Source organism: Protaetiibacter intestinalis (assembly GCF_003627075.1).
GTDB lineage: Bacteria > Actinomycetota > Actinomycetes > Actinomycetales > Microbacteriaceae > Homoserinibacter > Homoserinibacter intestinalis.
Window position 1 is genome coordinate 2108663 of record NZ_CP032630.1, and the last position, 24114, is coordinate 2132776.

General features: G+C 72.0%; 25 protein-coding genes. 16 read left to right on the forward strand and 9 right to left on the reverse strand.

The features are described from left to right. Positions 1 to 2: 2 nt before the first annotated feature. From D7I47_RS09935 to D7I47_RS09950, 4 genes are read right to left on the reverse strand one after another with little or no spacing between them, the layout of a single operon-like run. Positions 3 to 767, reverse strand: a complete 765-nt coding sequence (locus D7I47_RS09935; protein ID WP_120762896.1) for an ABC transporter permease — start codon at positions 765 to 767, stop codon at positions 3 to 5. Continuing rightward, positions 764 to 1543 carry an ABC transporter ATP-binding protein gene (locus tag D7I47_RS09940; protein ID WP_120762897.1) on the reverse strand — a complete coding sequence of 260 codons (780 nt, stop codon included), beginning with the start codon at positions 1541 to 1543 and terminating at the stop codon, positions 764 to 766. The genes D7I47_RS09935 and D7I47_RS09940 overlap by 4 nt, the downstream gene beginning before the upstream one ends. Further along, positions 1540 to 1908 (reverse strand): DUF1048 domain-containing protein, encoded by a 369-nt coding sequence (locus tag D7I47_RS09945; RefSeq protein ID WP_120762898.1) that lies wholly within the window; start codon positions 1906 to 1908, stop codon positions 1540 to 1542. The genes D7I47_RS09940 and D7I47_RS09945 overlap by 4 nt, the downstream gene beginning before the upstream one ends. Then, the gene (locus D7I47_RS09950; protein ID WP_120762899.1) at positions 1905 to 2240 is read right to left on the reverse strand and encodes a PadR family transcriptional regulator; all 336 of its coding nucleotides are present in this window, start codon (positions 2238 to 2240) and stop codon (positions 1905 to 1907) included. The genes D7I47_RS09945 and D7I47_RS09950 overlap by 4 nt, the downstream gene beginning before the upstream one ends. A gap of 148 nt (positions 2241 to 2388) precedes the next feature. On the opposite strand from D7I47_RS09950, the gene D7I47_RS09955 reads away from it, so the two are divergent. After that, a complete protein-coding gene (locus D7I47_RS09955; protein WP_120763908.1) occupies positions 2389 to 3360 on the forward strand; it encodes a TIGR03557 family F420-dependent LLM class oxidoreductase in 972 nt (323 codons plus the stop codon). Here D7I47_RS09955 and D7I47_RS09960 read toward each other — a convergent pair. After that, positions 3350 to 3898 carry a cysteine hydrolase family protein gene (locus tag D7I47_RS09960; protein WP_120762900.1) on the reverse strand — a complete coding sequence of 183 codons (549 nt, stop codon included), beginning with the start codon at positions 3896 to 3898 and terminating at the stop codon, positions 3350 to 3352. The two genes, D7I47_RS09955 and D7I47_RS09960, sit on opposite strands and share 11 nt — an antisense overlap. 169 nt (positions 3899 to 4067) lie before the next feature. Between D7I47_RS09960 and cofE the strand changes: the two genes are divergently transcribed. From cofE to D7I47_RS09980, 4 genes are all read left to right on the forward strand, one after another. After that, positions 4068 to 4850: a coenzyme F420-0:L-glutamate ligase gene (gene cofE / locus D7I47_RS09965; protein WP_227000594.1), complete on the forward strand. Its 783-nt coding sequence runs from the start codon at positions 4068 to 4070 to the stop codon at positions 4848 to 4850. Positions 4851 to 5101: 251 nt separating this feature from the next. Beyond that, positions 5102 to 6025, forward strand: a complete 924-nt coding sequence (locus tag D7I47_RS09970) for an AAA family ATPase (RefSeq protein WP_227000975.1) — start codon at positions 5102 to 5104, stop codon at positions 6023 to 6025. A 13-nt stretch (positions 6026 to 6038) separates the two neighbouring features. After that, complete coding sequence (locus tag D7I47_RS09975; RefSeq protein WP_120762902.1) at positions 6039 to 7322, forward strand: DUF58 domain-containing protein; 1284 nt, start codon at positions 6039 to 6041, stop codon at positions 7320 to 7322. Then, complete coding sequence (locus D7I47_RS09980; RefSeq protein WP_120762903.1) at positions 7309 to 9537, forward strand: transglutaminase TgpA family protein; 2229 nt, start codon at positions 7309 to 7311, stop codon at positions 9535 to 9537. The genes D7I47_RS09975 and D7I47_RS09980 overlap by 14 nt, the downstream gene beginning before the upstream one ends. Before the next feature lie 19 nt (positions 9538 to 9556). Here D7I47_RS09980 and D7I47_RS09985 read toward each other — a convergent pair whose 3' ends face one another. The 4 genes from D7I47_RS09985 to D7I47_RS09995 all read right to left on the reverse strand — a co-directional run bounded on the left by D7I47_RS09985 (position 9557) and on the right by D7I47_RS09995 (position 13976). Continuing rightward, on the reverse strand, positions 9557 to 10348 hold the full coding sequence (locus D7I47_RS09985) for an ABC transporter ATP-binding protein (RefSeq protein WP_120762904.1): 792 nt from the start codon (positions 10346 to 10348) through the stop codon (positions 9557 to 9559). Further along, positions 10345 to 11349, reverse strand: coding sequence for a putative F420-0 ABC transporter permease subunit (locus tag D7I47_RS15070; protein WP_227000596.1), 1005 nt, complete (start codon positions 11347 to 11349; stop codon positions 10345 to 10347). Before D7I47_RS15070 ends, D7I47_RS09985 begins: the two co-directional genes overlap by 4 nt. Next, positions 11346 to 12326, reverse strand: a complete 981-nt coding sequence (locus tag D7I47_RS15075; RefSeq protein WP_227000597.1) for a putative F420-0 ABC transporter substrate-binding protein — start codon at positions 12324 to 12326, stop codon at positions 11346 to 11348. The genes D7I47_RS15070 and D7I47_RS15075 overlap by 4 nt, the downstream gene beginning before the upstream one ends. A 321-nt stretch (positions 12327 to 12647) precedes the next feature. After that, positions 12648 to 13976: an aminotransferase-like domain-containing protein gene (locus tag D7I47_RS09995; protein WP_227000599.1), complete on the reverse strand. Its 1329-nt coding sequence runs from the start codon at positions 13974 to 13976 to the stop codon at positions 12648 to 12650. Positions 13977 to 14073: 97 nt separating this feature from the next. Between D7I47_RS09995 and D7I47_RS10000 the strand changes: the two genes are divergently transcribed. The 11 genes from D7I47_RS10000 to rnc all read left to right on the forward strand — a co-directional run bounded on the left by D7I47_RS10000 (position 14074) and on the right by rnc (position 24108). Then, positions 14074 to 14922: a nitrilase-related carbon-nitrogen hydrolase gene (locus D7I47_RS10000; protein WP_120762905.1), complete on the forward strand. Its 849-nt coding sequence runs from the start codon at positions 14074 to 14076 to the stop codon at positions 14920 to 14922. A gap of 14 nt (positions 14923 to 14936) precedes the next feature. Continuing rightward, complete coding sequence (hydA, locus tag D7I47_RS10005; protein WP_120762906.1) at positions 14937 to 16373, forward strand: dihydropyrimidinase; 1437 nt, start codon at positions 14937 to 14939, stop codon at positions 16371 to 16373. 14 nt (positions 16374 to 16387) lie between these two features. After that, on the forward strand, positions 16388 to 17404 hold the full coding sequence (locus tag D7I47_RS10010; RefSeq protein WP_120762907.1) for a TIGR03842 family LLM class F420-dependent oxidoreductase: 1017 nt from the start codon (positions 16388 to 16390) through the stop codon (positions 17402 to 17404). After that, positions 17401 to 18342, forward strand: a complete 942-nt coding sequence (locus D7I47_RS10015) for an ABC transporter permease (protein ID WP_120762908.1) — start codon at positions 17401 to 17403, stop codon at positions 18340 to 18342. Before D7I47_RS10010 ends, D7I47_RS10015 begins: the two co-directional genes overlap by 4 nt. Then, on the forward strand, positions 18339 to 19127 hold the full coding sequence (locus D7I47_RS10020; protein ID WP_120762909.1) for an ABC transporter ATP-binding protein: 789 nt from the start codon (positions 18339 to 18341) through the stop codon (positions 19125 to 19127). The genes D7I47_RS10015 and D7I47_RS10020 overlap by 4 nt, the downstream gene beginning before the upstream one ends. Then, positions 19124 to 19882 carry an ABC transporter permease gene (locus D7I47_RS10025; RefSeq protein WP_120762910.1) on the forward strand — a complete coding sequence of 253 codons (759 nt, stop codon included), beginning with the start codon at positions 19124 to 19126 and terminating at the stop codon, positions 19880 to 19882. The genes D7I47_RS10020 and D7I47_RS10025 overlap by 4 nt, the downstream gene beginning before the upstream one ends. Positions 19883 to 19940: 58 nt before the next feature. After that, positions 19941 to 21116 carry an ABC transporter substrate-binding protein gene (locus D7I47_RS10030; protein ID WP_120762911.1) on the forward strand — a complete coding sequence of 392 codons (1176 nt, stop codon included), beginning with the start codon at positions 19941 to 19943 and terminating at the stop codon, positions 21114 to 21116. A gap of 79 nt (positions 21117 to 21195) precedes the next feature. Then, entirely contained in the window at positions 21196 to 22512 is a 1317-nt protein-coding gene (locus D7I47_RS10035) for an aspartate aminotransferase family protein (RefSeq protein WP_120762912.1), read from the forward strand. 107 nt (positions 22513 to 22619) lie between these two features. Continuing rightward, a complete protein-coding gene (locus D7I47_RS10040; protein WP_227000600.1) occupies positions 22620 to 23141 on the forward strand; it encodes a YceD family protein in 522 nt (173 codons plus the stop codon). A 42-nt stretch (positions 23142 to 23183) separates the two neighbouring features. Next, complete coding sequence (rpmF, locus tag D7I47_RS10045) at positions 23184 to 23387, forward strand: 50S ribosomal protein L32 (protein ID WP_120762913.1); 204 nt, start codon at positions 23184 to 23186, stop codon at positions 23385 to 23387. 52 nt (positions 23388 to 23439) lie between these two features. After that, positions 23440 to 24108 (forward strand): ribonuclease III, encoded by a 669-nt coding sequence (gene rnc / locus D7I47_RS10050; RefSeq protein WP_227000977.1) that lies wholly within the window; start codon positions 23440 to 23442, stop codon positions 24106 to 24108. Positions 24109 to 24114 lie beyond the last annotated feature (6 nt).

Below are 24114 nucleotides of genomic sequence, written 5' to 3' on the forward strand. Positions count from 1 at the left end.
GCTCAGGCGAAGCGGCGCCGGTACACGAGCCCGGCGGCCACGACCGCGGCGGCCAGGATGCCGACGCACCAGGCGAGCGCGATCCAGAGCTCCGAGCCCACCGGCTGCTGCGCGAACAGCGCGCGGATGCTGTCGACGATCGAGGTGACCGGCTGGTTCTCGGCGAACCAGCGAACCGGCCCCGGCATCGTCTCGGTCGGCACGAACGCCGAGCTCACGAACGGCAGGAAGATGAGCGGGTAGGCGAACGCCCCCGCACCCTCCACCGAGCTCGCGCTCAACCCCGCGATCACGGCGAGCCAGGTGAGCGCGAGTGTGAACAGCACGAGGATGCCGACCACGGCGAGCCAGGCTCCCGCATCCGCCCCCGTGCGGAAGCCGATGAGCAGCGCCACGCCCACGACGATGACGAGCGACACGAGGTTCGCGACGAGCGAGGTGAGCACGTGCGCCCAGAGCACGCCCGTGCGGGCGATCGGCAGCGACTGGAAGCGCTCGAAGATGCCGCCCGTGAGGTCCATGAAGAGGCGGTAGGAGGTGTACGAGACGCCGGACGCCACGGTGATCAGCAGGATGCCGGGCAGCAGGTAGTCGACGTAGGCGACGCCGCCGGTGTCGATCGCGCCGCCGAACACGAACACGAACAGCGCCATGATGCCGACCGGCATGATCGCGGTCGTGATGACGGTGTCGAGGCTGCGCGTCACGTGGCGGAGCGTGCGGCCGGTGAGGGCGGCCGTGTCGGAGAGTGCGTGTGCGAGGGTCATGCCGCGTCCTCCTCGCCGCCTTCGCGCTCGCCGACGAGGGCGAAGAAGATCTCCTCGAGCGTCGGCTGCTTCTGCACGTACTGCACCTCGGAGGCCGGCAGCAGGGCGGTCAGCTCGGCGAGCGTGCCGTCGACGATGATCCGCCCGCGGTGCAGGATGGCGATCCGGTCGGCCAACTGCTCGGCCTCCTCGAGCTGCTGCGTCGTCAGCAGCACCGTGGTGCCGCCGCGGGCGAGCTCCTTCACCGCATCCCACACCTCGAGCCGCGCCTCGGGGTCGAGGCCCGTCGTGGGCTCGTCGAGGAAGATGACGCGCGGGCTGCCGATGAGACTCATCGCGATGTCGAGCCGGCGCCGCATGCCGCCGGAGTAGGTGGCTGCGCGGCGCGCGCCCGCCTCGGTGAGCGAGAAGCGCGCGAGCAGTGCGTCGGCGACGGCACCCGGGTCGGTCTCGTGGCGCAGTCGCGCGACGAGTGCGAGGTTCTCACGTCCCGTGAGCATGTCGTCGACGGCCGCGAACTGGCCGGTGAGGCTGATCGCCTCGCGCACGCGGGCGGGCTGGGCGGCGACGTCGTGCCCGTCGACGCGTGCCTCGCCCGCATCCGCCCGGAGGAGGGTCGCCAGGATGCGCACGAGCGTCGTCTTGCCGGCGCCGTTCGAGCCGAGCAGGGCGTGGATGCTGCCGGGCGCGACCTCGAGGTCGACGCCGCGCAGCACCCGCAGGCTGCCGTAGGACTTCTCGAGCCCGGTGACGCGGATGGCGGCATCCGCGGTCATGACGACGCGCCGCCCTCCGCCTCGGCGACGGCCCGGCGCAGCCGCGCGCGCTCCTTGTCGAGCCACTCCGTGCCCGTGTACGCGGCGCGGAAGGCGTCGACGAACTCGACGGGATCGTCGCCCAGGATCTCGTGCAGTGCCGTCCCGTCGGCGGCGGCGCGCTCCCACAGCTCGGCGAGGTCGCCGGACATCCGCACCAGGGTGTCGCCGTCGGTGACGCCGCCCGAGTACATGAGGTAGCGCTCGACCGCCTTCGCTCCGGCGCGGTAGGGCTCGGGGAGTGCGTCGATGCGGGCGCGAGCCGCCCGGTACTGCTTCTTCTGCTCGAGCGATCCGGTGACCGCCTCGATCCATTTCGGGGTCATTGCTGTTCTCCTTCGTCGTGCAGGCGCTCCAGCCGCTCGGCCAGAAAGCTCCAGTTGCCCCAGAACTCGTCCAGGGCGTCGCGGCCGCGCGCGTTGAGGGTGTACACCTTGCGCGGCGGGCCCTTCTCCGACGGCACCTTCTCGATGTCGACGAGCCCGCGCTGCTCGATGCGCAGCAGCACCGCGTAGACGGTGCCCTCGACGAGGTCGGTGAAGCCCTGCTCGCGCAGCCACGAGGTGATCTCGTAGCCGTGTGCGGGGGTGCGGCCGATCGCCGCGAGCACGATGCCCTCGAGGAAGCCCTTGAGCATCTCGGTCGTCTGCTTGCCCACGTTCCGCCTCTCCACTACCCGGTGTCATTGACTACCGGTAAACGGTAACACTGACTACCGGTACTCTGCAACACCGGATACCGACCCGCGATCGCGATGGACACGGGATGATGGGGGAGTGACCCGCCCCCACATCGGCTACGCCGCCATGCTCGAGCGCTTCGCGCCGGGCGAGGTGATCGCGCTCGCGCAGCAGGCGGAGGCGGCGGGCTTCACGGGTGTCATGGCCGCCGACCACTTCCAGCCGTGGATCCCGCAGCAGGGCCAGGCGAGCTTCGTGTGGAACGTGCTGTCGGCGCTCGGGCAGGTCACGGCGGGGGATCTCGGCACGGGGGTCACGGCGCCCACCTTCCGCTGGCATCCGGCGATGGTGGCGCAGGCCTCGGCGACACTCGCCGCCATGTACCCGGGCCGGCACTGGCTCGGCATCGGCTCGGGCGAGGCCATCAACGAGCACGTCGTCGGGCGGTACTGGCCCGAGGCGCCCGAGCGCATCGACCGGATGTTCGAGGCGGTCGACATCATCCGGAAACTGTTCACGGCATCCCTCGCCGGGCGCGACGTACGTCACGAGGGGCGGTACTACAAGCTCGAGTCGACCCGGCTGTGGACGATGCCGGATGCCGCCCCGCCGATCCTGATCGGCACCGCCGGCCCCGTGACGGCGAAGCGCGCGGGCCGCACGGTCGACGGCATCGTCGTCGACGGGGCGCCCGTCGAGAAGGTGGCGCCGCTGCTGCAGCGTTTCGCGGAGGGCTCCCGCGAGGCGGGCCGCGACCCGCGCGGCCAGACGCGCATCATCCGCCTGCACCTCAGCTGGGCGCCGACGCACGCGGAGGCGGTGGCGAACGCGCTGCGGGAGTGGCCGAACGCGGGGATGCGCTTCCCGAAGTCCGACATCCGCTCGCCGTTCGAGCTGGAGCAGATCGCCCGCACGGTGCGCCCGGAGGACTTCGAGGGCCGCGTGCTGATCTCCGACGACCCCGAGGTGCACCGCGCCCACATCCAGCGCTACCTCGACCTCGGCTTCGACCGCGTCTACCTGCACGACGTGTCGCGCGAGCAGGCGCGCTTCCTCGAGGTCTTCGGCCGCGAGGTGCTGCCCCGCCTCAGCCGCTGACCGGCGCCGCGAGCCCGAGCGATTCGAGCGTCACGACCTCGGCGAACTCGCGCGCCGCGAGCACCTCGGCGGTGCGCTCGATCACCTCGCGGGCGCTCAGCGCACCCGCCGGGTTGGTGGCGGTCGCGTCGATGACGACCGTCGTCGCGAAGCCCAGGTCGGTGGCGATCCGGGCGGTCGGCTCGACGCACTGCTCGGTGCGGATGCCGCACAGCACGACCTCGTCGACGCCCTCCGCGCGCAGCAACTCCTCGAGGTCCGTCGAGGTGAAGGCGTTGATCGTGGTCTTCACGAGCAGCTGCTCGCCGGGCGCCGGCTCGAGCTCGGCCAGCACCTGCACGAGGCCGTTCTCCGGGTCGAAGGCGTTGCCGGATCCCGGGTCGGCGTGCAGGATCCAGAACACGGGCGAGCCGTGCTCGCGGAACCGCGCGACGAGGCGTGCGACCGCATCCACCACTGACGGGTTCGAGATCGTCTGCCACCGCTCCGTGCTGCGGAACGACTCCTGGACGTCGATGACGAGCAATGCCTGGGTCATGCCCCCACTCTCCGCCTCCCGCCGCCACCCCGCAACGTGGATGCTGCCATCGCTCGGCCACATCCGGCCGTGCGCGCCCACCCACGTGATCGGTCGGTTTCTGGCCCCAAACCGCCGGTTTGGGGCCAGAAACCGACCGGTCAGCGGCACGGGTTGAGAGGATGGGGGTGTGACGAACGTGGGGCCCGAGTTCAGTGTGTTCGCGCTGCTCGGGCTGCCCGAGTTCCGGCCGGGGGATGACGTGGCGGGGATCCTCGGGGACGCGCTCGCGGGCGTCGCGCGCGACGGCGACATCGTCGCGATCACGAGCAAGATCGTCAGCAAGGCGGAGGGTCGCATCGTCGCGGCCGCCGACCGTGAGGACGCGATCACGGCCGAGACCGTGCGACTCGTCGCCGAGCGGGCGCACGCCGACGGCTCGGGCACGACGCGCATCGTCGAGAACCGGCAGGGGCTCGTCATGGCGGCGGCGGGCGTCGACGCCTCGAACGCCCCCGACGGCCATGTGCTGCTGCTCCCCGAGAACCCCGACCGCTCCGCCCTGCACATCGCCCAGGTGCTGCGCGACAGGCTCGGCATCCGGGTGGGGGTCATCCTCACCGACACCTTCGGCCGTCCGTGGCGCGAGGGTCAGACCGATCAGGCGATCGGCGCGGCGGGGGTCACCGTGCTCGAGCAGCTCGCGGGCACCGCGGATGCGAACGGCAAGACCCTGCACGTCACCGCCCCCGCGGTCGCCGACGAGCTCGCGGCGGCGGCCGAGCTCGTCAAGGGCAAGGCGGCCGGCCGACCGGTGGCGGTCATCCGGGGCCTCGGGCACCTCGTCACGGGGCTCGACGTGCCGGGTGCGCGGGCCCTGCAGCGCGCATCCGACCGCGACATGTTCCGCCAGGGTTCGCAGGAGGCCTACGCCGAGGGGTACGCGGCGGGCCTTGCGACGCACTCCGACTGACCTTCGCGCGCCACTCTTCGGCGTCGGGCGTCAGCAATCCCTGCCGCTCGTGGCCGACCGCTGCAGCGTTTGACACGAACGGAGGTGGCACGGAGGGCGGGAGGCGGCCGGTACGTGACGGATCTACAAGGGCGTGCGAGACTCGGGAGATGGAACGCCTGCCCGAATCCGGGGAGCACGTCGGCATCGACGCCGACACCTCCGCGGGAGCCCTGTCCACCGCCGAGTTCCTGCTCGACTCGCGCGCCGTCATGGCGGCCGTGGAGACGGTCATCGACGGCAAGCGCGACGCGATCGAACTCGCCACCACCGTGCTGCTCGCCGAGGGGCACCTGCTCGTGGAGGACGTGCCGGGCGTCGGCAAGACGATGCTGGCCCGGGCGCTCGCCAAGAGCGTCGACTGCACCGTCAACCGCATCCAGTTCACGCCCGACCTGCTGCCCTCCGACATCACGGGCGTGTCCGTCTACAACCAGGCCGAGCGCGAGTTCGAGTTCAAGCCGGGCCCCATCTTCGCCAACATCGTCATCGGCGACGAGATCAACCGGGCGAGCCCCAAGACCCAGTCGGCCCTGCTCGAGTCGATGGAGGAGCGTCAGGTCTCGGTCGACGGCGCCACCCACGTGCTGCCCGACCCGTTCACGGTCATCGCCACCCAGAACCCGGTCGAGATGGAGGGCACCTACGCCCTCCCGGAGGCGCAGCGCGACCGCTTCATGGCGCGCATCTCGATGGGCTACCCGGATGCCGCGAACGAAGCGGCGATGCTCCGCACGCGCGAGCAGGGCAGCCCGCTCGACGAGCTGCGCCCCGTCGTCACGATCGAGCGGCTGCGGCAGATGGTCCTCACCGTGCGGGACGTGTTCGTGAGCCCCGCCGTCGAGCACTACGCGGTCGCGATCGCCGCCGCCACGCGCGTCGACAAGGAGCTGCGCCTCGGCGCGAGCCCGCGGGCGACCCTGCAGCTGGTGCGCGCCGCGAAGGCGCGCGCCGCCCTCGACGGCCGCGACTTCGTGCTGCCCGACGACATCGACGCGCTCGCCGTGCCGGTGCTCGCCCACCGCCTGATGGCCGCGAAGTCCTCCGGCGGCTACGGGCGCGAGGCGCTCGCCGAGATCGCGGCGCGCATCGTGCAGGCCACCCCGGTGCCGCTCGGCGCCGCAGGCCCGGCCTGACCCGCATCCGCCCGTGCCCGAGCCGTCGCCGCTCCGCCGTTCCCGCAGCCTGCGGCTGACGGCGCGCGGATGGGCGACCCTGGTCGCGGGGGCGGGGTGCTTCATGGCCGCCTACCCCCTCGGGCGCGCGGAACTGCTCGTGGTGGGGGCGTTCGCGCTGCTGCTGTCGCTCGGCGGGCTGCTCGTGGGCCGGCTGCGGCGTCCGAAGCTCGACGTCATCCGGATGTTCTCGCCTCCCGTCGTCTCGGCGGGCGCCATCGCCCACGCGACGCTGCGGGTGCGGAACACGGGCTCCGCGACGACCCCCGCGCTGCTCTGGAACGACGCGATCCCGTGGCGCGAGGAGCAGGACGCGCAGCTGCTCGCCCCCATCCGCATCGGCTCGGTCGAGAAGCGCACCGCGACGATCGGCTACGAGGTGCACCCGCCCCGGCGCGGGCTGTTCCCGATCGGCCCGCTCGTGGTCGAGTACGCCGACCCGTTCGGCATGGTCCGGGCGCTCACCGCGATCGGCGGCGTCGACCGGCTCACGGTCGTGCCCGCCGTCGTCGACCTGCCCGACGGCGGCCCCGTGCTCATCGACGGCGACGGCACGGCGCAGCTCGTGCAGCGCCGCGCGGTCGGCAACGACGACGACCTCTCCACGCGCGAGTACCGCTTCGGCGATGCCCTGCGGCGCGTGCACTGGCGGGCCTCCGCCCGGCACGGCGAGCTCATGGTGCGCCAGGAGGAGCACCGCAGCCACCCCGACGCGCGCATCGTGATCGACACGCGCCTGAGCGGCTACCCGGATGCCGAGCCCGACCTCATCGGCTGGCCGCCGTCGCCGCTGTCGGAGTCGTTCGAGTGGGCGGTGCGGATGCTCGCCTCGCTCGCGGTGCACCTCGACGAGGCGGGTTTCCGCGTGGAGGTGCGGGAGTCGGCCGCGCAGCAGATCGAACCGATCGGCGAGCGCTGGGAGGGCGGGCAGCGCATCGAGTCGTTCCTCACGAGCCTCGCGGCGCTGCGGCTGCTCGACCGGACGGGCGAGGGGATGCCGCCCGCGGCATCCGCCGACGCCGCCGGTCCCACGTTCGCGGTGCTCGGCGACGCCTCCGAGGAGGTCGTCGACTGGGTGCTGCGGCAGCGCCGCCCGGGACAGGCGGGCACGGCGTTCCTGCTCGGCATGCGCTCGTCCTCGCGCGAACGGCTCGTCGACGCGGGCTGGATGTGCATCGACGTGACCTCGCGCGACGACCTCGCGGATGCGTGGCGATCCTCGGCGACGGAGGCGGGGTTCATCCGTGGCGCTCACTGACACCCGGCGGCCGAGCGCCGCTCCCGCGCCCGCCCGCAGGCGCGCCCCCGCACCGCGTCGCCCGCCCGCGCCGTGGTCGCGGTTCACCCTCCCGCTCGGTGCGCTCCTCACGGCGCTCGCGGGGCTCACGGCCGTGCTCGAGGGCGTCACCTGGTGGGTGGTGGGCGCCGGCTTCGCGGCGGCCGTGCTGCTCGCGGCACGGGTCGCGCGCTCGCTGCTGCGCGGTCGCGCCTGGCCGCCCGCCGTCTCGCTCGCGGTGGGCGTCGCGCTGCTGACCCTCGGCTACGCGGCCGACACCGCCCTGCTCGGGGTCATCCCGACGCCGGGCACCTTCGAGCGGTGGGGCGCCATCCTGCGCTCCGGCATCGCCTCGATCGTCGAGCAGCGGGTGCCCGCGAGCCCCGAACTCGGCATCGTCATGCTCATCGCGATGCTCATGATCGCCTCCGCGTGGTTCAGCGACGTCGTGGTCGCCGCCGGGCGGCCCGCGCTCGTCGCGTTCCCGCTCGGCGTCATCCTCGCGATCCCGATGGCGGTGCGCGCCGAGCTGACCGAGACGTTCTGGTTCGTGCTGACCGCCGTGCTCTACCTCGCGATCCTGCGCATCGGGCGTCGTCGCGACAGCCGACGGGTCACCCTGCTCGTCGGCGCGACGGCACTCGTCGGATCGCTCGTCGCGCCGTTCGCGCTTCCGGCCGTGCAGGAGGACTCCGCGCCCGTCGCCGGCGTCCGCACGGGCGTCAACCCGCTCGTCACCCTCGGCGACGATCTGCGCCGCGGCGATCCGGTGCTCGCGCTCAGCTACACCACGAACGCCACCGAACCCGTCTACCTGCGGCTCACGACGCTGCTCAACTTCACCGGCGACACCTGGGGCCCCGTCTTCGGCGACACCGGGTCCGGCAGCGACCTCGGCGACTTCCCCGACCCGCCGGGCCTCGGCGCCACCGTCTCCACCCAGGCGGTCCAGGTGGACGTCGACGTCGCGCAGGTGCTCAGCCGCTGGCTCCCCGTGCCGTACCCGGCGCAGAGGGTCGACGGTGTCGTGGGCGACTGGACGTGGGATGCCGACGGCCTCTCCGTGCGTTCCGCCGGCACGAGCGCGCGCGGCCAGGAGTACACGGTCGACTTCCTCGAGGTCGACCCGACCCTCGATCAGCTCGAGCGCGTCGCCGTGCCGCAGGGGCTCGCGGCCCAGACACTCGCGCTGCCGCCCCAGGTGCCCGACATCGTCACGACGACCGCGTTCCAGGCGACGGCCGACGCCCAGGGTGCCTACGCCCAGGCGCTCGCCCTGCAGAGCTACCTGCGCTCCGCCCCCTTCGCCTACTCCGAGGACGCCCCGGTCGAGGAGGGCTTCGACGGCTCGGGCATGGACGCGCTCGCGGCGTTCCTCGAGAAGAAGGTCGGCTACTGCGTGCACTACGCCTCCGCGATGGCCGTCATGGCACGCGTGCTCGGCATCCCCTCGCGGATCGCTGTGGGCTTCCAGCCGGGTGAGCGCGTGCTCGTCGACGGGGTCGCGGAGTACCAGGTGAGCTCGAACGACCTGCACGCCTGGCCGGAGCTCTACTTCGAGGGCGTCGGGTGGCTGCGCTTCGAGCCGACGCCGGGCCGCGGCTCGGTGCCGGACTACGGTGAGGAGCTCGTCGACGACCCGACCACCCCCGAGGACGAGAGCTCGCCGACGCCGCTGCCGACCGCGACGACCGCGCCCGACGCGCGCCCCGACCGCGACGAGTCGGGCGCCCTGCCCGACGAGCAGACCCGGCAGTCGAGCCCCGCGGTCGCGATCTCGCTCGCCGTGCTCGCCGGGGTGATCGCGCTGCTCGCCGTTCCGGGCGCCTTCCGCGCGGTCGTGCGGGCACGCCGGATCCGGCGGATGCGGCGGGGGCCGGATCCCGCGGCCGCCGCCTGGGAGGAGCTGCGCGACACGGCGCGCGACTTCGGCTGGTCGGCCCCCGACTCCGAGACCCCGCGCGCCTTCGCCGAACGTCTGCAGCCCACGCTCGGCGAGGACGTCGCGGCCCTGCGGGCGCTGCGGGGCAGCGTCGAGGTCTCGGCCTACGGTCGCCCGGATGCGGCGACCGTCTCGGTCGCGGAGCTCGCCGAGGTGCGGCGGGCGATCGCCCGCACCCACTCGCTCCGCACGCGTCTGCGGGTGCTCGCGCTGCCGCCGTCGCTGCTCGCGCGCTGGCGGCCCGACGCCGAGTGACGCGCCGGAGGACGCGAGCCTAGAGGGGCCCCACGGCGAGCAGCGGCCGGCCGGTGAGCGGGTTGCGCGTCCAGCTCGCCGCCACCTGGAACACCCCGCCGATGAGCTCGGGTGTGAGCGTCGCCTCGGTCGGGCCCGCCGCCACGACCCGGCCGCCCGCGAGCACGACGACCGCGTCGGCGTGGGCGGCCGCGATGCTCAGGTCGTGCACCGCCGCGATCACGGTCACCCCGCGCGCGGTGAGCCCGCCCACCAGCCGGACGACGTCGAGCTGCGCCGCGAGGTCGAGATGGTTGGTGGGTTCGTCGAGCAGCAGCACGCGCGGCTGCTGGGCGAGCGCGCGGGCCAGCAGCACGCGCTGCCGCTCGCCGCCCGAGAGCGTCGTCACGTCGCGGCCCGCGAAGTCGCCCGCCCCCGCGAGCGCGAGCGCCTCCTCGACGACGGCGTCGGATGCGGGGTCGCCGCCTCCGACGATCGACTCGTGCGGGGTGCGGCCGAGCCGCGCGACCTCGCGCCCGGTGAGCGGCAGCTCCGTCGAGGAGTCCTGCTCGACGAGCGCGAGCATCCGGGCCCGCGCCCGGCGCGGCAGCGCGAGCAGGTCCTCGCCGTCCAGCAGCACCATCCCCGAGGCCGCGTGCTCGATGCCCGCGATGGCCCGCAGCAGGGTCGACTTGCCGGCGCCGTTCGGTCCGACGAGCGCCGTGAAGCCGCCGCCCGGTGCGTCGAAGGCGACCTGGTCGACGAGCGTCGCGGCGCCCGAGCGCACCGTGACCGCCCGCACCTCGACGGCGCCGGGGGATGCCGCGGTCATGCCGCGCTCCGGCGGCGCACGAGCAGCACCGCGAAGACGGGGGCGCCGATGAGGGCCGTCACGATGCCGACCGGCAGCTCGCGCGGGTCGAAGGCGGCGCGCGCGAGGGTGTCCGCCCAGACGAGGAAGATGCCGCCGGCGAGCGCCGAGAGCGGCAGCAGCGCACGGTTGCCGGGGCCGATCATGAGCCGCACGGCGTGCGGCAGCACGAGCCCGACGAAGCCGATCGAGCCCGACACCGCGACGAGCGCGCCCGTGAGCAGCGCCCCCGCACCGAGCAGCGCCCAGCGGGTGCCCGTCACGGGGATGCCGAGGGACGCCGCCGAGCGGTCGCCGAACGCGAAGGCGTCGAGCACGCGACCCGACAGCATGAGCGGCACGCCCACGACGAGCATCGCGACGCCCGCGATCGTGGCCTCGGGCCAGCGTGCGCCCGCGAGCGAGCCGAGCAGCCATCCGAGGATCTCGCGGTAGGAGTCGCCCGTGGCCGTCCAGAAGATCACGAAGCTCGTGAGGGCGGCGGCGAAGCTCGAGACGGCGACGCCCGCGAGCACGGTGCGGGTCGGGGTGAGCGGGCCGAACGCGGAGGCGAGGCCGAGGGTCGCGAGCAGGGCGAGCATCGCTCCGCCGAACGCCGCCACCGGCAGCAGGATGCCGACGCCCAGCACGAGCACCGCCACCGCCCCGAGCGAGGCACCCGAGGAGAGGCCCAACAGGTACGGGTCGGCGAGCTGGTTGCGGGTCACCGCCTGCATCACCGCGCCGACGAGGGCGAGACCCGCCCCGACCGCGGCGGCGGTCAGGATGCGCGGCAGCCGCAGCTGCCAGACGATGCCGTCGTGCAGTCGGTCGAGCGGCGAGGTGCCGCCCGTGAGGTGCGCGAGCACCGAACCCCACACGTCCGCGACCGAGAGGTCGGCCGAGCCGATCGTCACCGCGACCGTGATCGAGGCGACGAGGGCCGCTCCGAGCGCGATCGCGGCGACGACGATGCGGGTCACTTCTGCCCGAGCTCCGCGTACTGGCTCGCGATGGATGCGGCGGCCCAGACGCTGCGCACGCCAGCCTCGCTCGCGGCGAAGGGGACGACGATGTAGCGCTGCTCCGTGACGGCCGTCATGGCCGCCGTGGCGGGGTTCCCGGCGAGGTACTCCATCTTGTGCTGGGCGGAGTTCCAGTCCGAGTCGACGAGCACGATGACGTCGGGGTCGGCGGCGATGATCGCCTCCCAGCCGAGCGGAGCCCAGGTGGCGTCGACGTCGGCGGCGATGTTCGTGAGCCCGGCCGTCTCGAGCAGCAGCTCGGGGGCGCCGATGCCGGCGCCGACGTAGGGGGTGTCGGTGCCCGACGACCACCAGAGCGCCGTGGGGGAGCCGTCGGCGGGCTCGATGGCGGCGAGCTGCTCCTGCTGGGCGGCGACGAGCTCGTCGGCCGCCTGCGGCACGCCGAAGATGTCGCCCGCCTGCTCGATCTCGCGGAACACCTCGTCGAAGTCGAGCTTCGCGGGCCGGCCTGCGCTCTGGCAGGCGGCCGGCTGCACGTAGCTCGCCACCCCGAGCGAGGCCAGCTCGGCCCGCTCGCCCGCGGTGTCGGCGCTGAACGCCGACTCCCAGCCGGCGTAGACGAGGTCGGGCTCGCTCGCGAGCACCGTCTCCTCGTTCGGCATCTTGTCGGCGAGGCTCGGGATGCCGCTCGCGGCATCCGCCCACTCCTCGGGCACGGGGCCGTCCTGGAACGCGGTGCCGACGATGCGGTCGCCGACGCCCAGGGCGAGCATCATCTCGGTCGAGGTCGACTTGATCGTGACGACCCGCTCGGGTGCGGCGTCGAAGGTCACCTCGGTGCCGCAGTTGTCGATCGTGAGCGGGAACGCGGCCGTCGGTGTCGGCGAGGGCGTCTCGGGTGCGGCGACGGATGCGGCGCATCCGCCGAGCAGCAGGGCGGGGACGAGGGCGAGGGGCGCGAAGCGCGGGGCCATGAGGTTTCTCCGGTGTATGCGGGCAGGGGCATAGAGGGGGAGCCGAACCTCATGGCGGGAACGACGTGCGACGGGTCAGGTCGGACCCGGCTGCCCCCACGATACCGCGCCGCCGCGCGTCACCCCTCCCGCTAGTTGAGTGCCGCCGAAGGCGGTGTATCGAAACCAGGAAAGGCGCCCCTCGACGGGGCGTCTTTCCTCCGTGAGGCCTCACCCTGCGGGTCTGCATGGGTTTCGATACGCCCGCTGCGCGGGCTACTCAACCAGCGGAGGGGTGGCCCGCTGCGCGGGCTACTCAACCCGCGGAGGGTGCCCGCGGCGTCAGCTCGCGTTCTGCGCCACGGCGAGTGCCGCGCCGACCGTCGCGATCTCGTCGCGGAGCGCGCCGACCGTCACGCGGATGTGCGGGTCCTGCGCCTCGCCGAGCTGGAACGGCCCGCCCGCCGCCACGCGGATGCCGACCGCCGCGAGCTGCACGATCGCGGCGCGCTCGTCGGCGACGCGCAGCCAGGCGTTGATGCCGTCGCCGCCCGCGAGCCAGCCGCCCGCCTCGCGCACCGCCTCGGCGAGCGCCGCCTGGCGGCCCGCGTAGGCCCAGCGCGCCTCGTCGATCGCGAGCGTGGAGCTCGGATGTGTGAGCAGCTCGTGCAGGATCGCCTGCATCATCCGCGAGGTCCAGCCGGGCCCGAGCAGGCGCCGCGCCACGACGCGGTCGACGAGCGGGCGCGGTCCGCCGATCGCGCCGATGCGCAGGTCCGGGCCGTGCGACTTCGAGAACGAGCGCACGTGCAGTACGCGCTGCGGCAGCCAGCGGGCGAGCGTCACGTCGGGTGAGGAGCTGATCGCGCCCGAGTGGTCGTCCTCGATGACGATCGCGTCCTGCGCGATGCGGCTGCGCTCGAGGATGCCGGCGAGCTGCTCTGCGCGCTCGGCGGTCATCGAGATGCCCGTGGGGTTGTGGGCGCGCGGCTGCAGCAGCACGATCGCGGGGGCGGAGCCGAGCGCCGCCGAGAACGCCTCCGGCCGCATCCCCTCGGCGTCCAGCTCCACCCCCACGGGCTCGAGGCCGTAGTGGTCGAGCAGGTCGATGAACGGCGGGAAGGTGGGGTTCTCGACGACGACGCGGTCGCCGAAGCGCACGAGCGCGGCGAGCGCGCGGTCGATCGCGTCGAGGGCGCCGTTGAGCACGGTGATCGATTCGACGGGTGCGGGCCAGGTGGCCCGCAGCAGGTCGTGCAGCTCGGGGATGTCGGGCTTGGCCTGGTAGCTCGTGGTGTCGGCGCGCGCCCCCACCCGGGCGAGCGCGGGGCCGAGCGCGGGCAGCAGCTCCGGGTCGGGGGTGCCGCGCGAGAGGTCGAGGCGCGCGTCGAGCTGACCGTCGAGGCCGCGGTAGCGCCGGGGCAGCCACTCGCGCGGTTCCGCCCGCACGAAGCTGCCGCTGCGGCCGCGGCTCGTGATGAGCCCGGCCGAGCTGAGGGTCTGCCAGGCGTGCGAGACGGTCGCGGGGGAGACGCCCAGTTCGGATGCCAGCTCGCGCACCGTGGGCAGCCGGTCGCCCGGGGCGAGGTCGCCCGTCGTGATGAGACGCGCGATCCCGGTGGCGATCCCGTGCGGGGATCGCTCTTCGATGGAAAGGGCTACCGACTTCACTCAAACCGCCGTAGTTTTACGCCTACGTCACAGTGCGTAACGTCAGAGAAATGTTTACGTCGAAAGATAACAAAAAGCAACTGCAAGGAGTCACCGCATGACCGTCGTACGCGCCGCCATCAGCCAGACCACCTGGACCGGCGACAAGGAATCCATGCTCGACAAGCACGAGGGCTTCCTCCGTGACGCGGCCGCCGACGGCGCGCAGGTCATGTGCTTCCAGGAGCTGTTCTACGGTCCGTACTTCGGCATCACGCAGGACAAGAAGTACTACCGCTACGCCGAGCCGGCCGACGGCCCGATCGTGCAGCGCTTCGCCGCGATCGCCAAGGAGCTCGGCGTCGTGACGATCCTCCCCATCTACGAGGAGGAGCAGACGGGCGTGTACTACAACACGACCGTCGTGGTGGACGCCGACGGCTCCATCCTCGGCAAGTACCGCAAGGTGCACATCCCGCACGTCGAGAAGTTCTGGGAGAAGTTCTACTTCCGGCCCGGCAACCTCGGCTACCCGGTGTTCGAGACGGCCGTCGGCCCGATCGGCACCTACATCTGCTACGACCGCCACTTCCCCGAGGGATGGCGCGAGTACGGCCTGCGCGGCGCCCACATCGTCTTCAACCCGAACGCCACCAAGCCCGGCCTCTCCAACCGCCTGTGGGAGGTCGAGGGTCCCGCGGCCGCCGTCGCGAACGGCTACTTCGTGCTGCAGCCCAACCGCGTCGGCCTCGAGGACAACGAGTACGGCGCCGAGGCGGTCAACTTCTACGGCACGAGCAACGTCATCGACCCGCGCGGCAACTTCGTCGGCGAGCGCGGCTCGGGCGAGCACGAGGAGCTCCTGGTGCGCGACCTCGACATGAACCTCGTGCAGGAGATGCGCGACGACTGGCAGTTCTACCGCGACCGTCGCCCGGAGACCTACACCGAGATCGCGAAGCCGTAGACGAAGGAGTCACCATGGCAACCACACTCATCACGGGCGGCACCGTCGTGTCGGCCACGGGGCGTGCGGCGGCGGATGTGCTGGTCGACGGCGAGAAGATCGTCGCCGTCCTCGAGCCCGGCTCGCAGCTGCTCGGCACCGACCTCACGGCCTCCGTCGACACGGTCGTCGACGCGAGCGGCAAGTACGTCATCCCGGGCGGCATCGACGCGCACACCCACATGGAGCTGCCCTTCGGCGGGACCAACGCCTCCGACACCTTCGAGACGGGCACCCGCGCGGCCGCCCACGGCGGCACGACGACGATCATCGACTTCGCCGTGCAGACCTACGGCCAGAAGGTCATGGACGGCCTCGCCGCTTGGCACGAGAAGGCCGCGGGCGAGTGCGCGATCGACTACGGCTTCCACCAGATCATCGGCGGCGTCGACGCCGACTCGCTCGCCGTCATGCCGAAGCTCGTCGACGAGGGCATCACGAGCTTCAAGCTCTTCATGGCCTACCCGGGCGTCTTCTACTCCGACGACGCGCAGATCCTGAAGGCCATGCAGGTGTCGGCCGACACGGGGCTGCTCACGATGATGCACGCCGAGAACGGTCCCGTGATCGACGTGCTCGCGGCGCAGCTCGCCGAGGCCGGCAAGACCGACCCCTACTTCCACGGCATCGCCCGGGCGTGGGAGATGGAAGAGGAGGCCACCCACCGCGCGATCATGATCGCCCGGCTGACCGGCGCCCCCCTCTACGTCGTGCACGTCTCGGCGAAGCAGGCGGTCGAGCAGCTCGCCGCCGCCCGCGACCGCGGCCAGAACGTCTTCGGCGAGACCTGCCCGCAGTACCTCTACCTCTCGCTCGAGGAGCAGCTCGGCGCATCCAGCGAAGAGTGGGGCGCCTTCGAGGGCGCCAAGTGGGTGTGCTCGACGCCGCTGCGGGCCCGGGCCGAGGGGCACCAGCACGCCATGTGGCAGGGCCTGCGCACCAACGACCTCCAGATGGTCTCGACCGACCACTGTCCCTTCTGCATGAAGGGCCAGAAGGAGCTCGGGCTGGGCGACTTCCGCAAGATCCCGAACGGCATCGGCTCGGTCGAGCACCGCATGGACCTCATGTACCAGGGCGTCGTGACCGGCGAGATCACGCTCGAGCGCTGGGTCGAGCTCACCTCGACCACCCCGGCGCGCATGTTCGGGCTCTACGGGCAGAAGGGCGTCATCCAGCCCGGTGCGGATGCCGACATCGTCGTCTACGACCCGAACGGGCACACCTCGATCGGCGTGAACAAGACGCACCACATGAACATGGACCACTCCGCGTGGGAGGGCTACGAGATCGACGGCCACGTCGACACCGTCATCTCGCGCGGCAAGGTCGTCGTCGACGGCGACCGGTACCTCGGCTCCAAGGGCGACGGGCGCTTCGTCAAGCGCGGCCTGACCCAGTACCTGGTCTGAACGGAAGGCACCACATGGACTTCGGAGCTGTCCTCCAGACCAACCCGCCGGCGAGTCGCACCGTGCAGCTCGCGAAGCTCGCCGAGAACCACGGGTTCGACTACGTCTGGACCTTCGACTCGCACATCCTCTGGCAGGAGCCGTACGTCATCTACAGCCAGATCCTCGCGGAGACCCGCAAGGTGAAGGTGGGCCCGTTCGTCACCAACCCGGCGACGCGCGACTGGACCGTCACGGCATCCGTGTTCGCGACGCTCAACGAGATGTACGGCAACCGTACGGTCGTCGGCATCGGGCGCGGCGACTCGGCGGTGCGGGTCACCAACGGCCGGCCCACGACCCTCACGGAGCTGCGCGAGTCGATCCACGTCATCCGCGAGCTCGGCAACAGCCGCGCCGTCGAGTACAACGGCTCGCAGCTGCAGTTCCCGTGGTCGACGGGCTCGGAGCTCGAGGTGTGGGTGGCCGCCTACGGCCCGCTCGCGCTCAAGCTCACGGGCGAGGTGGGCGACGGCTTCATCCTGCAGCTGGCGGATGTCGACATCGCCAAGTGGATGATCAAGACGGTGCGGGATGCGGCCGAGGCCGCCGGCCGCGACCCCGACGAGATCACCTTCTGCGTCGCGGCGCCGTTCTACATCGGCGACGACTGGGAGCACATGCGGGATCAGTGCCGCTGGTTCGGCGGCATGGTGGGCAACCACGTCGCCGACATCGTCGCCAAGTACGGCACGAGCGGGGCGGTGCCGAAGGCGCTCACCGACTACATCGAGAAGCGCACCGGCTACGACTACAACTCGCACGGCAAGGCCCACAACGACCACGTCGACTTCGTGCCCGACGAGATCGTCGACCGCTTCTGCCTGCTCGGCACCGCCGAGGACCACATCGCCAAGCTCGAGGAGCTGAAGTCCATCGGCGTGCACCAGTTCGCCGGCTACCTCCAGCACGACAACAAGGAGGAGACCCTGCGGGTGTACGGCGAGACCGTCATCCCGGCCCTCCGCGAGACGGTGACGGCCAAGTCGTGAGCACCCTCCGCCCCGAGAGCCCCGTCGCCGCCCGCCGGCGCACGACGGGGCGCGGCTGGGTGGCGGCCGCCTGGGGTGCGCTCGGCGTCATCGCCGTCGCGGTGCTCTGGGAGCTCTACAAGTTCCTCGGGCCCGCGGACGGTTTCACGGTCGGCGCCGTCGAGGGGGAGACGGGCTCGGGCGTCATGCTCCTGCCACGCACCCACGACCGCGCGATGCCGCACATCTGGACCATGATCGCGCGGCTGTTCGAGCCCACGAGCGGCGGGCAGACGCCCCCGCTGTTCGTCTCGGTCGTGCAGGCGGCGCTCGTGACCCTCGGGATGGCGGCCGTCGGCTGGCTCATCGGTGTGCTCGTCGGGGCGCTGCTCGGCCTGCTCATGCAGCGCTGGAAGCTCGTCGAGTGGGGGCTGCTGCCGTGGATCGTGGTGAGCCAGATCGTGCCGCTCATCGCCTTCGCCCCGGTCGTCAACGCGATCGGCAACCAGCTCGACCGCGCGGGCACGCCGTGGCCGCAGTGGCTCTCGGTCGCGGTCATCGCCTCCTACCTCGCCTTCTTCCCGGTCGCGGTCGGCGTGCTCAAGGGCCTCGAGGCGCCCGACCGCATCCACGTCGACCTCATGACGAGCTACGCGGCCGGCTACTGGCCCACGCTGCTGCGCCTGCGACTGCCGGCATCCGTGCCCTACCTGCTGCCCGCCCTGCGCCTCGCTGCCGCCAACGCCGTGCTCGGCGCGGTCGTCGCGGAGGTGTCGATCGGGATGCGCGGCGGCATCGGGCGCATGCTCATCCAGCTCGCCGGGCAGGGCTCGAGCGACCCCGCGGCACCGTGGGGCCCCATGTTCGGCTCGATCGCGCTCGGCCTCATCGCCGCCGGGTCGGTCGCGCTCATCGGCCTCGGTCTGGGGCGCTACCGCAGAGGAGAGGCGGTCTCATGACGCTCGCAGTGAAGGCCACCGGCGTCGGCAAGGTGTTCGCCGCCAAGGCGGGCGACGTGACCGCCCTGACGGGCGTCGATCTCGAGGTCGAGGCGGGCGAGTTCGTCTCGCTCATCGGGCCCTCCGGATGCGGCAAGTCGACGCTGCTGCGTCTCATCGCCGACCTCGACCAGCCGAGCTCGGGCGAGCTGTCGATCTTCGACAAGCCCGCCCGGCGCGCCCGCATCGACCAGGACTACGGCATCGCGTTCCAGCAGGCCGGGCTGCTGCCGTGGCGCACGGTCGCGGCGAACATCGCCCTGCCGCTCGAGCTGCACGGTGTCGCGAAGCCCGCCCGCGAGGCGCGCGTCGCCGAGCTCGCCGAGCTCGTCGGACTCACCGACTTCACGGACCGCTTCCCCGACCAGCTCTCGGGCGGCATGCAGCAGCGCGTGGCGATCGCCCGCGCGCTCGCGGCGAGCCCGAAGCTCCTGCTCATGGACGAGCCGTTCGGCGCGCTCGACGAGATGACCCGCGAGTACCTGCAGGGCGAGCTCACCCGCATCGCCTCCGAGACGGGCGCCGCGGTCGTGTTCGTGACGCACTCGATCCCCGAGGCGGTGTTCCTCTCCGACCGCGTCGTCGTGATGAGCCCGCGCCCGGGACGCATCACCGACGTCATCGCTACGGGCCTCGGCGCCGCCCGTGACGAGGCGCTGCGCGAGAACCCGCTCTACTTCGAGAAGGTGACCGCCGTGCGCGAGGCGCTGCACGGCACCAAGGTCGAGAGGGCGAACGAGCGATGAGCCTCCCCTCGTGGCTGCGGGTCGCCGCCCCCATCGCGGTGGGGGTGCTGCTGCTCGCCGCCTGGACGCTCTACGTCGAGTTCGGCGACGCCCCCCGGATGCTGCCGGGGCCCGCCGCGATCGGCTCGGAGCTCGTGCTGCGCTGGGGCATCATCTGGGACGACATGGTCATCACCGCCACCAACGCCCTCATCGGTCTCACCGTCGGCGCCGTGCTGGCCGTGCTGCTCGCGGGGCTCGCGGCGTCGTTCCGGCCGATCGACGGGATGCTGGCGCCGCTCATCGCGGCCCTCGCCGTCATCCCGATCGTCGCGATCACGCCCATCCTCAACACGATGTTCGGCGCCTCGAGCCAGTTCGGCCGCCAGGCGGTCGCCACCATCGCGGCGTTCATCCCCGTCTTCGTCAACGTGCTGCGCGGCCTCCGGCAGACCAAGCCCGTGCACCGCGACCTCATGCGGGCATCCGCGGCGAGCGGCGCGCAGACCTTCCGCGTGCTCACGCTGCCGACGGCGCTGCCGTACCTCATGACGGGCCTGCGGATCGCGAGCTCGCTCGCCGTCATCGCCGCGCTCGTCGCCGAGTACTTCGGCGGCCCCGCCGACGGAATCGGCACCTCGATCGCCACCTACGCCAAATCCGGGCGGGCGGCGCTCGCCTGGGCCTACGTCTTCGGGGGCATCCTCATCGGCCTCGTGTTCTTCCTCGTCACTTCGCTGCTCGAACGCCTCGTGACGAGGCATGCGCCGGACTGACCGGCATCCGCACCATCCCCGCACCACCCCTGAAACACCACACACGAAAGGGAACAGCATGAGACTCAGCAAGAGGCGCGGTCTCGCCATCGCATCCGCGGCAGCCGTGGCCGCGCTCACGCTCTCCGCGTGCGCGAGCACGCCGAGCGATGACGACTCGTCGGACGACGGCGGCGACTTCACCCCCATCACCTCGATCAAGCTGCAGCTGCAGTGGCTGCCGCAGGCCCAGTTCGCGGGCTACTACCTGGCGCAGGAGAAGGGCTACTTCGAGGAGGAGGGCTTCGACGACGTCGAGATCATCCCCTCGGGCGGCGACATCGTGCCCCAGGACGCGCTCGTCGCGGGCGACGTCGACTTCGCCATCGCGTGGGTGCCGAAGGTGCTCGGCAGCATCGAGGCCGCGGGCGTCGAGCTGACCGACATCGCCCAGGTCTTCCAGAAGTCCGGCACGACGCAGGTCTCCTGGAAGGACAGCGGCATCACCTCCGTCGCCGACTTCGAGGGCAAGCGCATCGGCTCGTGGGGCTACGGCAACGAGTGGGAGATCTTCGCCGCCATGGCCGCCGACGGCCTCGACTCGACCTCCGTGTCGATCACGACGCAGGACTTCTCGATGAACGCCCTGTTCGACAACGACGTGGATGCCGCCCAGGCCATGACCTACAACGAGCTCGCACAGGTGCTCGAGACGGTCAACCCGGCCACCGGTGAGCTCTACACGCTCGACGACCTCAACGTCATCCACTACGAGGACACCGAGGGCGCCATGCTGCAGGACGCCATCTGGGCCGACACCCAGCGCCTCTCCGACGACCCCGCGTACGCGGACGCCGCGGTGCGCTTCCTCAAGGCGATCGCGAAGGGCTGGCTGTACGCCCGCGACAACCCGGAGGACGCCGCGTCGATCGTCTACGACATCGCCGCGAACGCCGAGGCCGCCTACCCGGTCGGTCCCGTGCACCAGCTGTGGATGATGAACGAGGTCAACAAGCTGATCTGGACGGGCGCCGACTTCGGCGTCGTGGACTCCGCGGCCTGGAAGAAGACGGTCGCGGGCGCGCTCGCGGCGGTCAACCAGGACGGCCTCAACCTCATCACGGCCGAGCCCCCGGCATCCGCCTACTCGAACGAGTACATCGAGAAGGCGCTCGCCGAGCTCGCGGACGAGGGCGTGGACATGTCCGGCGAGTACACGCCGATCGACGTCACCCTCACCGAGGGCGGCCAGTAACACCCACCTCGCGGGGCGGGCGGTTCGAGTGCCGCCCGCCCCGCACCCCGCCCTCCGGCGGCCCAGCCAGGGAACAGAGATGAGCACCAACCAGTACACCCTCGACCTCGACCGCGCCCACGTCTTCCACTCCTGGTCGGCGCAGGGCTCGCTCGCCCCCCTCGTGATCGCCGGCGGCTCCGGCACCGAGGTGTGGGACGACGACGGCACGCGCTACCTCGACTTCTCGAGCCAGCTCGTCAACGTCAACATCGGCCACGCGCATCCGAAGGTCGTCGCGGCCATCCAGGAGCAGGCGGCCGTGCTGCCGACCGTGGCGCCCGCCCATGCCAACCGGGTGCGCGGCGAAGCGGCCGCGCGCATCCTCGCGAAGGCGGGGCCCGCCTTCGGCAAGGTCTTCTTCACCAACGGCGGTGCGGATGCCAACGAGAACGCCATCCGGATGGCGCGGCTCACGACCGGTCGCGACAAGATCCTCTCCACCTACCGCAGCTACCACGGCAACACGGGCGCCGCGATCGTCGCGACGGGCGACTGGCGCCGCGTGCCCAACGAGTACGCCCGCGGGCACGCCCACTTCTTCGGCCCGTTCCCGTACCGCTCCGAGTTCTGGTCCGAGACGCCCGAGCAGGAGGGGGAGCGCGCGCTGCACCACCTCGAGCGCGTCATCGTCTCGGAGGGTGCCGCGTCGATCGCCGCCCTGCTGCTCGAGGGCATCCCGGGCACCGCGGGCGTCATCATGCCGCCGCCCGGCTGGTACGCGGGGGTGCGGGCGCTGTGCGACAAGTACGGCATCCTGCTCATCGTCGACGAGGTCATGTCGGGCTTCGGGCGCACGGGCGACTGGTTCGCCTGGCAGAACCCGGAGATCAACCCCGAGCGCGTCGTGCCCGACCTGGTGACCTTCGCGAAGGGCGTCAACTCGGGCTACGTGCCGGTGGGCGGCGTCATCATCTCGGAGTCGATCGCGGCGCAGTTCGACGACCAGGTCTTCCCGGGCGGGCTCACCTACTCGGGTCACCCGCTCGCCGCCGCCTCGATCGTCGCGTCGATCGACGCGATGGAGGAGGAGGGCATCGTCGAGCACGCGGCGGAGCTCGGCCGCGAGGTGCTGGGGCCGGGGCTGCACGCCCTCGCGGAGCAGCATCCGATGATCGGCGAGGTGCGGGGGATCGGCGTCTTCTGGGCGCTCGACCTGGTGACCGACCGCGAGACGCGCGAGCCGGTGGGCGCCGCGACGATCGGGGCGCTCAAGAAGGAGCTGCTCGCCCGCGGCTACCTGCCCTTCGCGGCCGACAACCGCCTCCACGTCGTGCCCCCGTGCACGGTCACGGCGGAGGAGTGCCTGCGCGCCCTCGCCATCCTCGACGAGGCCTTCACCGCCCTCGATCACTGACCCTTCTGTCAAACGCTGCAGCGTCTGGCTCCGCGCGCCGGTCATCCCCGTCGCGCGTGGCCGAGCGCTGCAGCGTTTGACAGAGCTCACGCGTAGAATCGGCGATCGTGTCCGCACCCAACCCGTACAACGTGCCCGTGCACGACGTCATGCACCGCCCCGGCGAGCTGCGTGAACGCGTGCTCGAATTCGACGCACCCGAGCAGCTCGGCGAGGCCGTCGCGGTCGTGAAGCAGGGCGCCCCCGTGCGCATCGACCTGCGACTCGAGGGCCTGCACGACGGCGTGCTCGTCACCGCCGACGTCGACACGGTCGCCACGGGCGAGTGCGTGCGCTGCCTCGACCCCGTCGAGATCCCGGTCGAAGTCGAATTCCAGGAGCTTTTCGCGTATTCTGAGGACGAAGCTTTCGACTTCGCGATTCGAGACGATCACGTGAATCTCGAATCCGTCGTGCGGGATGCGGTGGTGCTGGCACTGCCGTTCCAGCCGGTCTGCCGGCCGGACTGCCCCGGTCTCGACCCCGCCACGGGGGAGAAACTGCAGGATGGTGCCGTGCCGGGCGACCGCGAGGCGACCGATCCCCGGTGGGCGGCGCTCGAAGGCTTCCAGCCCACCGAGAACGAATAGACCTCCGGCGCCGCGCGCGCCGATCACGAAAGAAGAGAAGCCATGGCCGTTCCCAAGCGCCGCCAGTCGCGTGCCAACACGCACGCCCGCCGTTCGCAGTGGAAGGCCTCCGTGCCGACCCTCGTGAAGACCGTCGAGAACGGCAAGGTCACCTACAGCCTCCCGCACCGCGCGAAGGTCGTGGAGGACTCCGCCGGTACTCCGCTGTTCCTGGAGTACAAGGGCCGTAAGGTCGCCGACGTCTGAGCCGTTGCCGTCGGGCGCCGCGGCGCCGGATGGTGAGGTCGACACCGCCGAGTTGAACTCGGTGCTGCAGCTCGAGATCCGCTCCGAGCTGCTCACGCTCGCGCTCACGCACCGCTCGTACGCGTACGAGAACGGCGGCATCGCGCACAACGAGCGCCTCGAGTTCCTGGGCGACTCGATCCTGGGGCAGGCCGTCACGGTCATGCTCTACCTCGAGAACCCGGACGTCGACGAGGGCGAGCTCGCGAAGCGCCGCGCCAGCCTCGTGAGCTCGGCGGCGCTCGCCGAGATCGCCGGCCACATCGGGCTCGGCCGCTACCTGCTGCTCGGTCGCGGCGAGGAGCTCACCGGAGGCCGCGAGAAGTCGTCGATCCTCGCGGATGCCGTCGAGGCGATCATCGGCGCGGCCTTCCTGTCGGTCGGCCCCGAGGCGGCGACGGCGCTCGTCATGCGCCTCATCGCCCCGCTGCTCGCCGACCCCGACCGCTTCGGCGCCGCGATGGACCCGAAGACGAGCCTGCAGGAGCTGTCGACCCGGCTCGGCAAGGGGCTGCCGCAGTACCGCATCACCGACTCCGGCCCCGACCACTCGAAGCGCTTCCACGCCGAGGTCGCGTTCGGCGGCGACCCGATCGCCTCGGGAGACGGCACGAGCAAGAAGCAGGCCGAGATGGCCGCGGCGCTCGCCGCCTGGTCGATCCTGCAGCGTCCCGGCCGCTGATCCCAC

Bases quoted from the DNA above. Each gene is read 5' to 3' on its own strand.
- D7I47_RS09935 (WP_120762896.1), bottom strand. From the start codon at position 767: ATGACCCTCGCACACGCACTCTCCGACACGGCCGCCCTCACCGGCCGC.
- D7I47_RS09940 (WP_120762897.1), bottom strand. From the start codon at position 1,543: ATGACCGCGGATGCCGCCATCCGCGTCACCGGGCTCGAGAAGTCCTAC.
- D7I47_RS09945 (WP_120762898.1), bottom strand. From the start codon at position 1,908: ATGACCCCGAAATGGATCGAGGCGGTCACCGGATCGCTCGAGCAGAAG.
- D7I47_RS09955 (WP_120763908.1), top strand. From the start codon at position 2,389: ATGCTCGAGCGCTTCGCGCCGGGCGAGGTGATCGCGCTCGCGCAGCAG.
- D7I47_RS09960 (WP_120762900.1), bottom strand. From the start codon at position 3,898: ATGACCCAGGCATTGCTCGTCATCGACGTCCAGGAGTCGTTCCGCAGC.
- D7I47_RS09970 (WP_227000975.1), top strand. From the start codon at position 5,102: ATGGCGGCCGTGGAGACGGTCATCGACGGCAAGCGCGACGCGATCGAA.
- D7I47_RS09985 (WP_120762904.1), bottom strand. From the start codon at position 10,348: ATGACCGCGGCATCCCCCGGCGCCGTCGAGGTGCGGGCGGTCACGGTG.
- D7I47_RS15075 (WP_227000597.1), bottom strand. From the start codon at position 12,326: ATGGCCCCGCGCTTCGCGCCCCTCGCCCTCGTCCCCGCCCTGCTGCTC.
- D7I47_RS10000 (WP_120762905.1), top strand. From the start codon at position 14,074: ATGACCGTCGTACGCGCCGCCATCAGCCAGACCACCTGGACCGGCGAC.
- hydA (WP_120762906.1), top strand. From the start codon at position 14,937: ATGGCAACCACACTCATCACGGGCGGCACCGTCGTGTCGGCCACGGGG.
- D7I47_RS10010 (WP_120762907.1), top strand. From the start codon at position 16,388: ATGGACTTCGGAGCTGTCCTCCAGACCAACCCGCCGGCGAGTCGCACC.
- D7I47_RS10020 (WP_120762909.1), top strand. From the start codon at position 18,339: ATGACGCTCGCAGTGAAGGCCACCGGCGTCGGCAAGGTGTTCGCCGCC.
- D7I47_RS10025 (WP_120762910.1), top strand. From the start codon at position 19,124: ATGAGCCTCCCCTCGTGGCTGCGGGTCGCCGCCCCCATCGCGGTGGGG.
- D7I47_RS10030 (WP_120762911.1), top strand. From the start codon at position 19,941: ATGAGACTCAGCAAGAGGCGCGGTCTCGCCATCGCATCCGCGGCAGCC.
- D7I47_RS10035 (WP_120762912.1), top strand. From the start codon at position 21,196: ATGAGCACCAACCAGTACACCCTCGACCTCGACCGCGCCCACGTCTTC.
- rpmF (WP_120762913.1), top strand. From the start codon at position 23,184: ATGGCCGTTCCCAAGCGCCGCCAGTCGCGTGCCAACACGCACGCCCGC.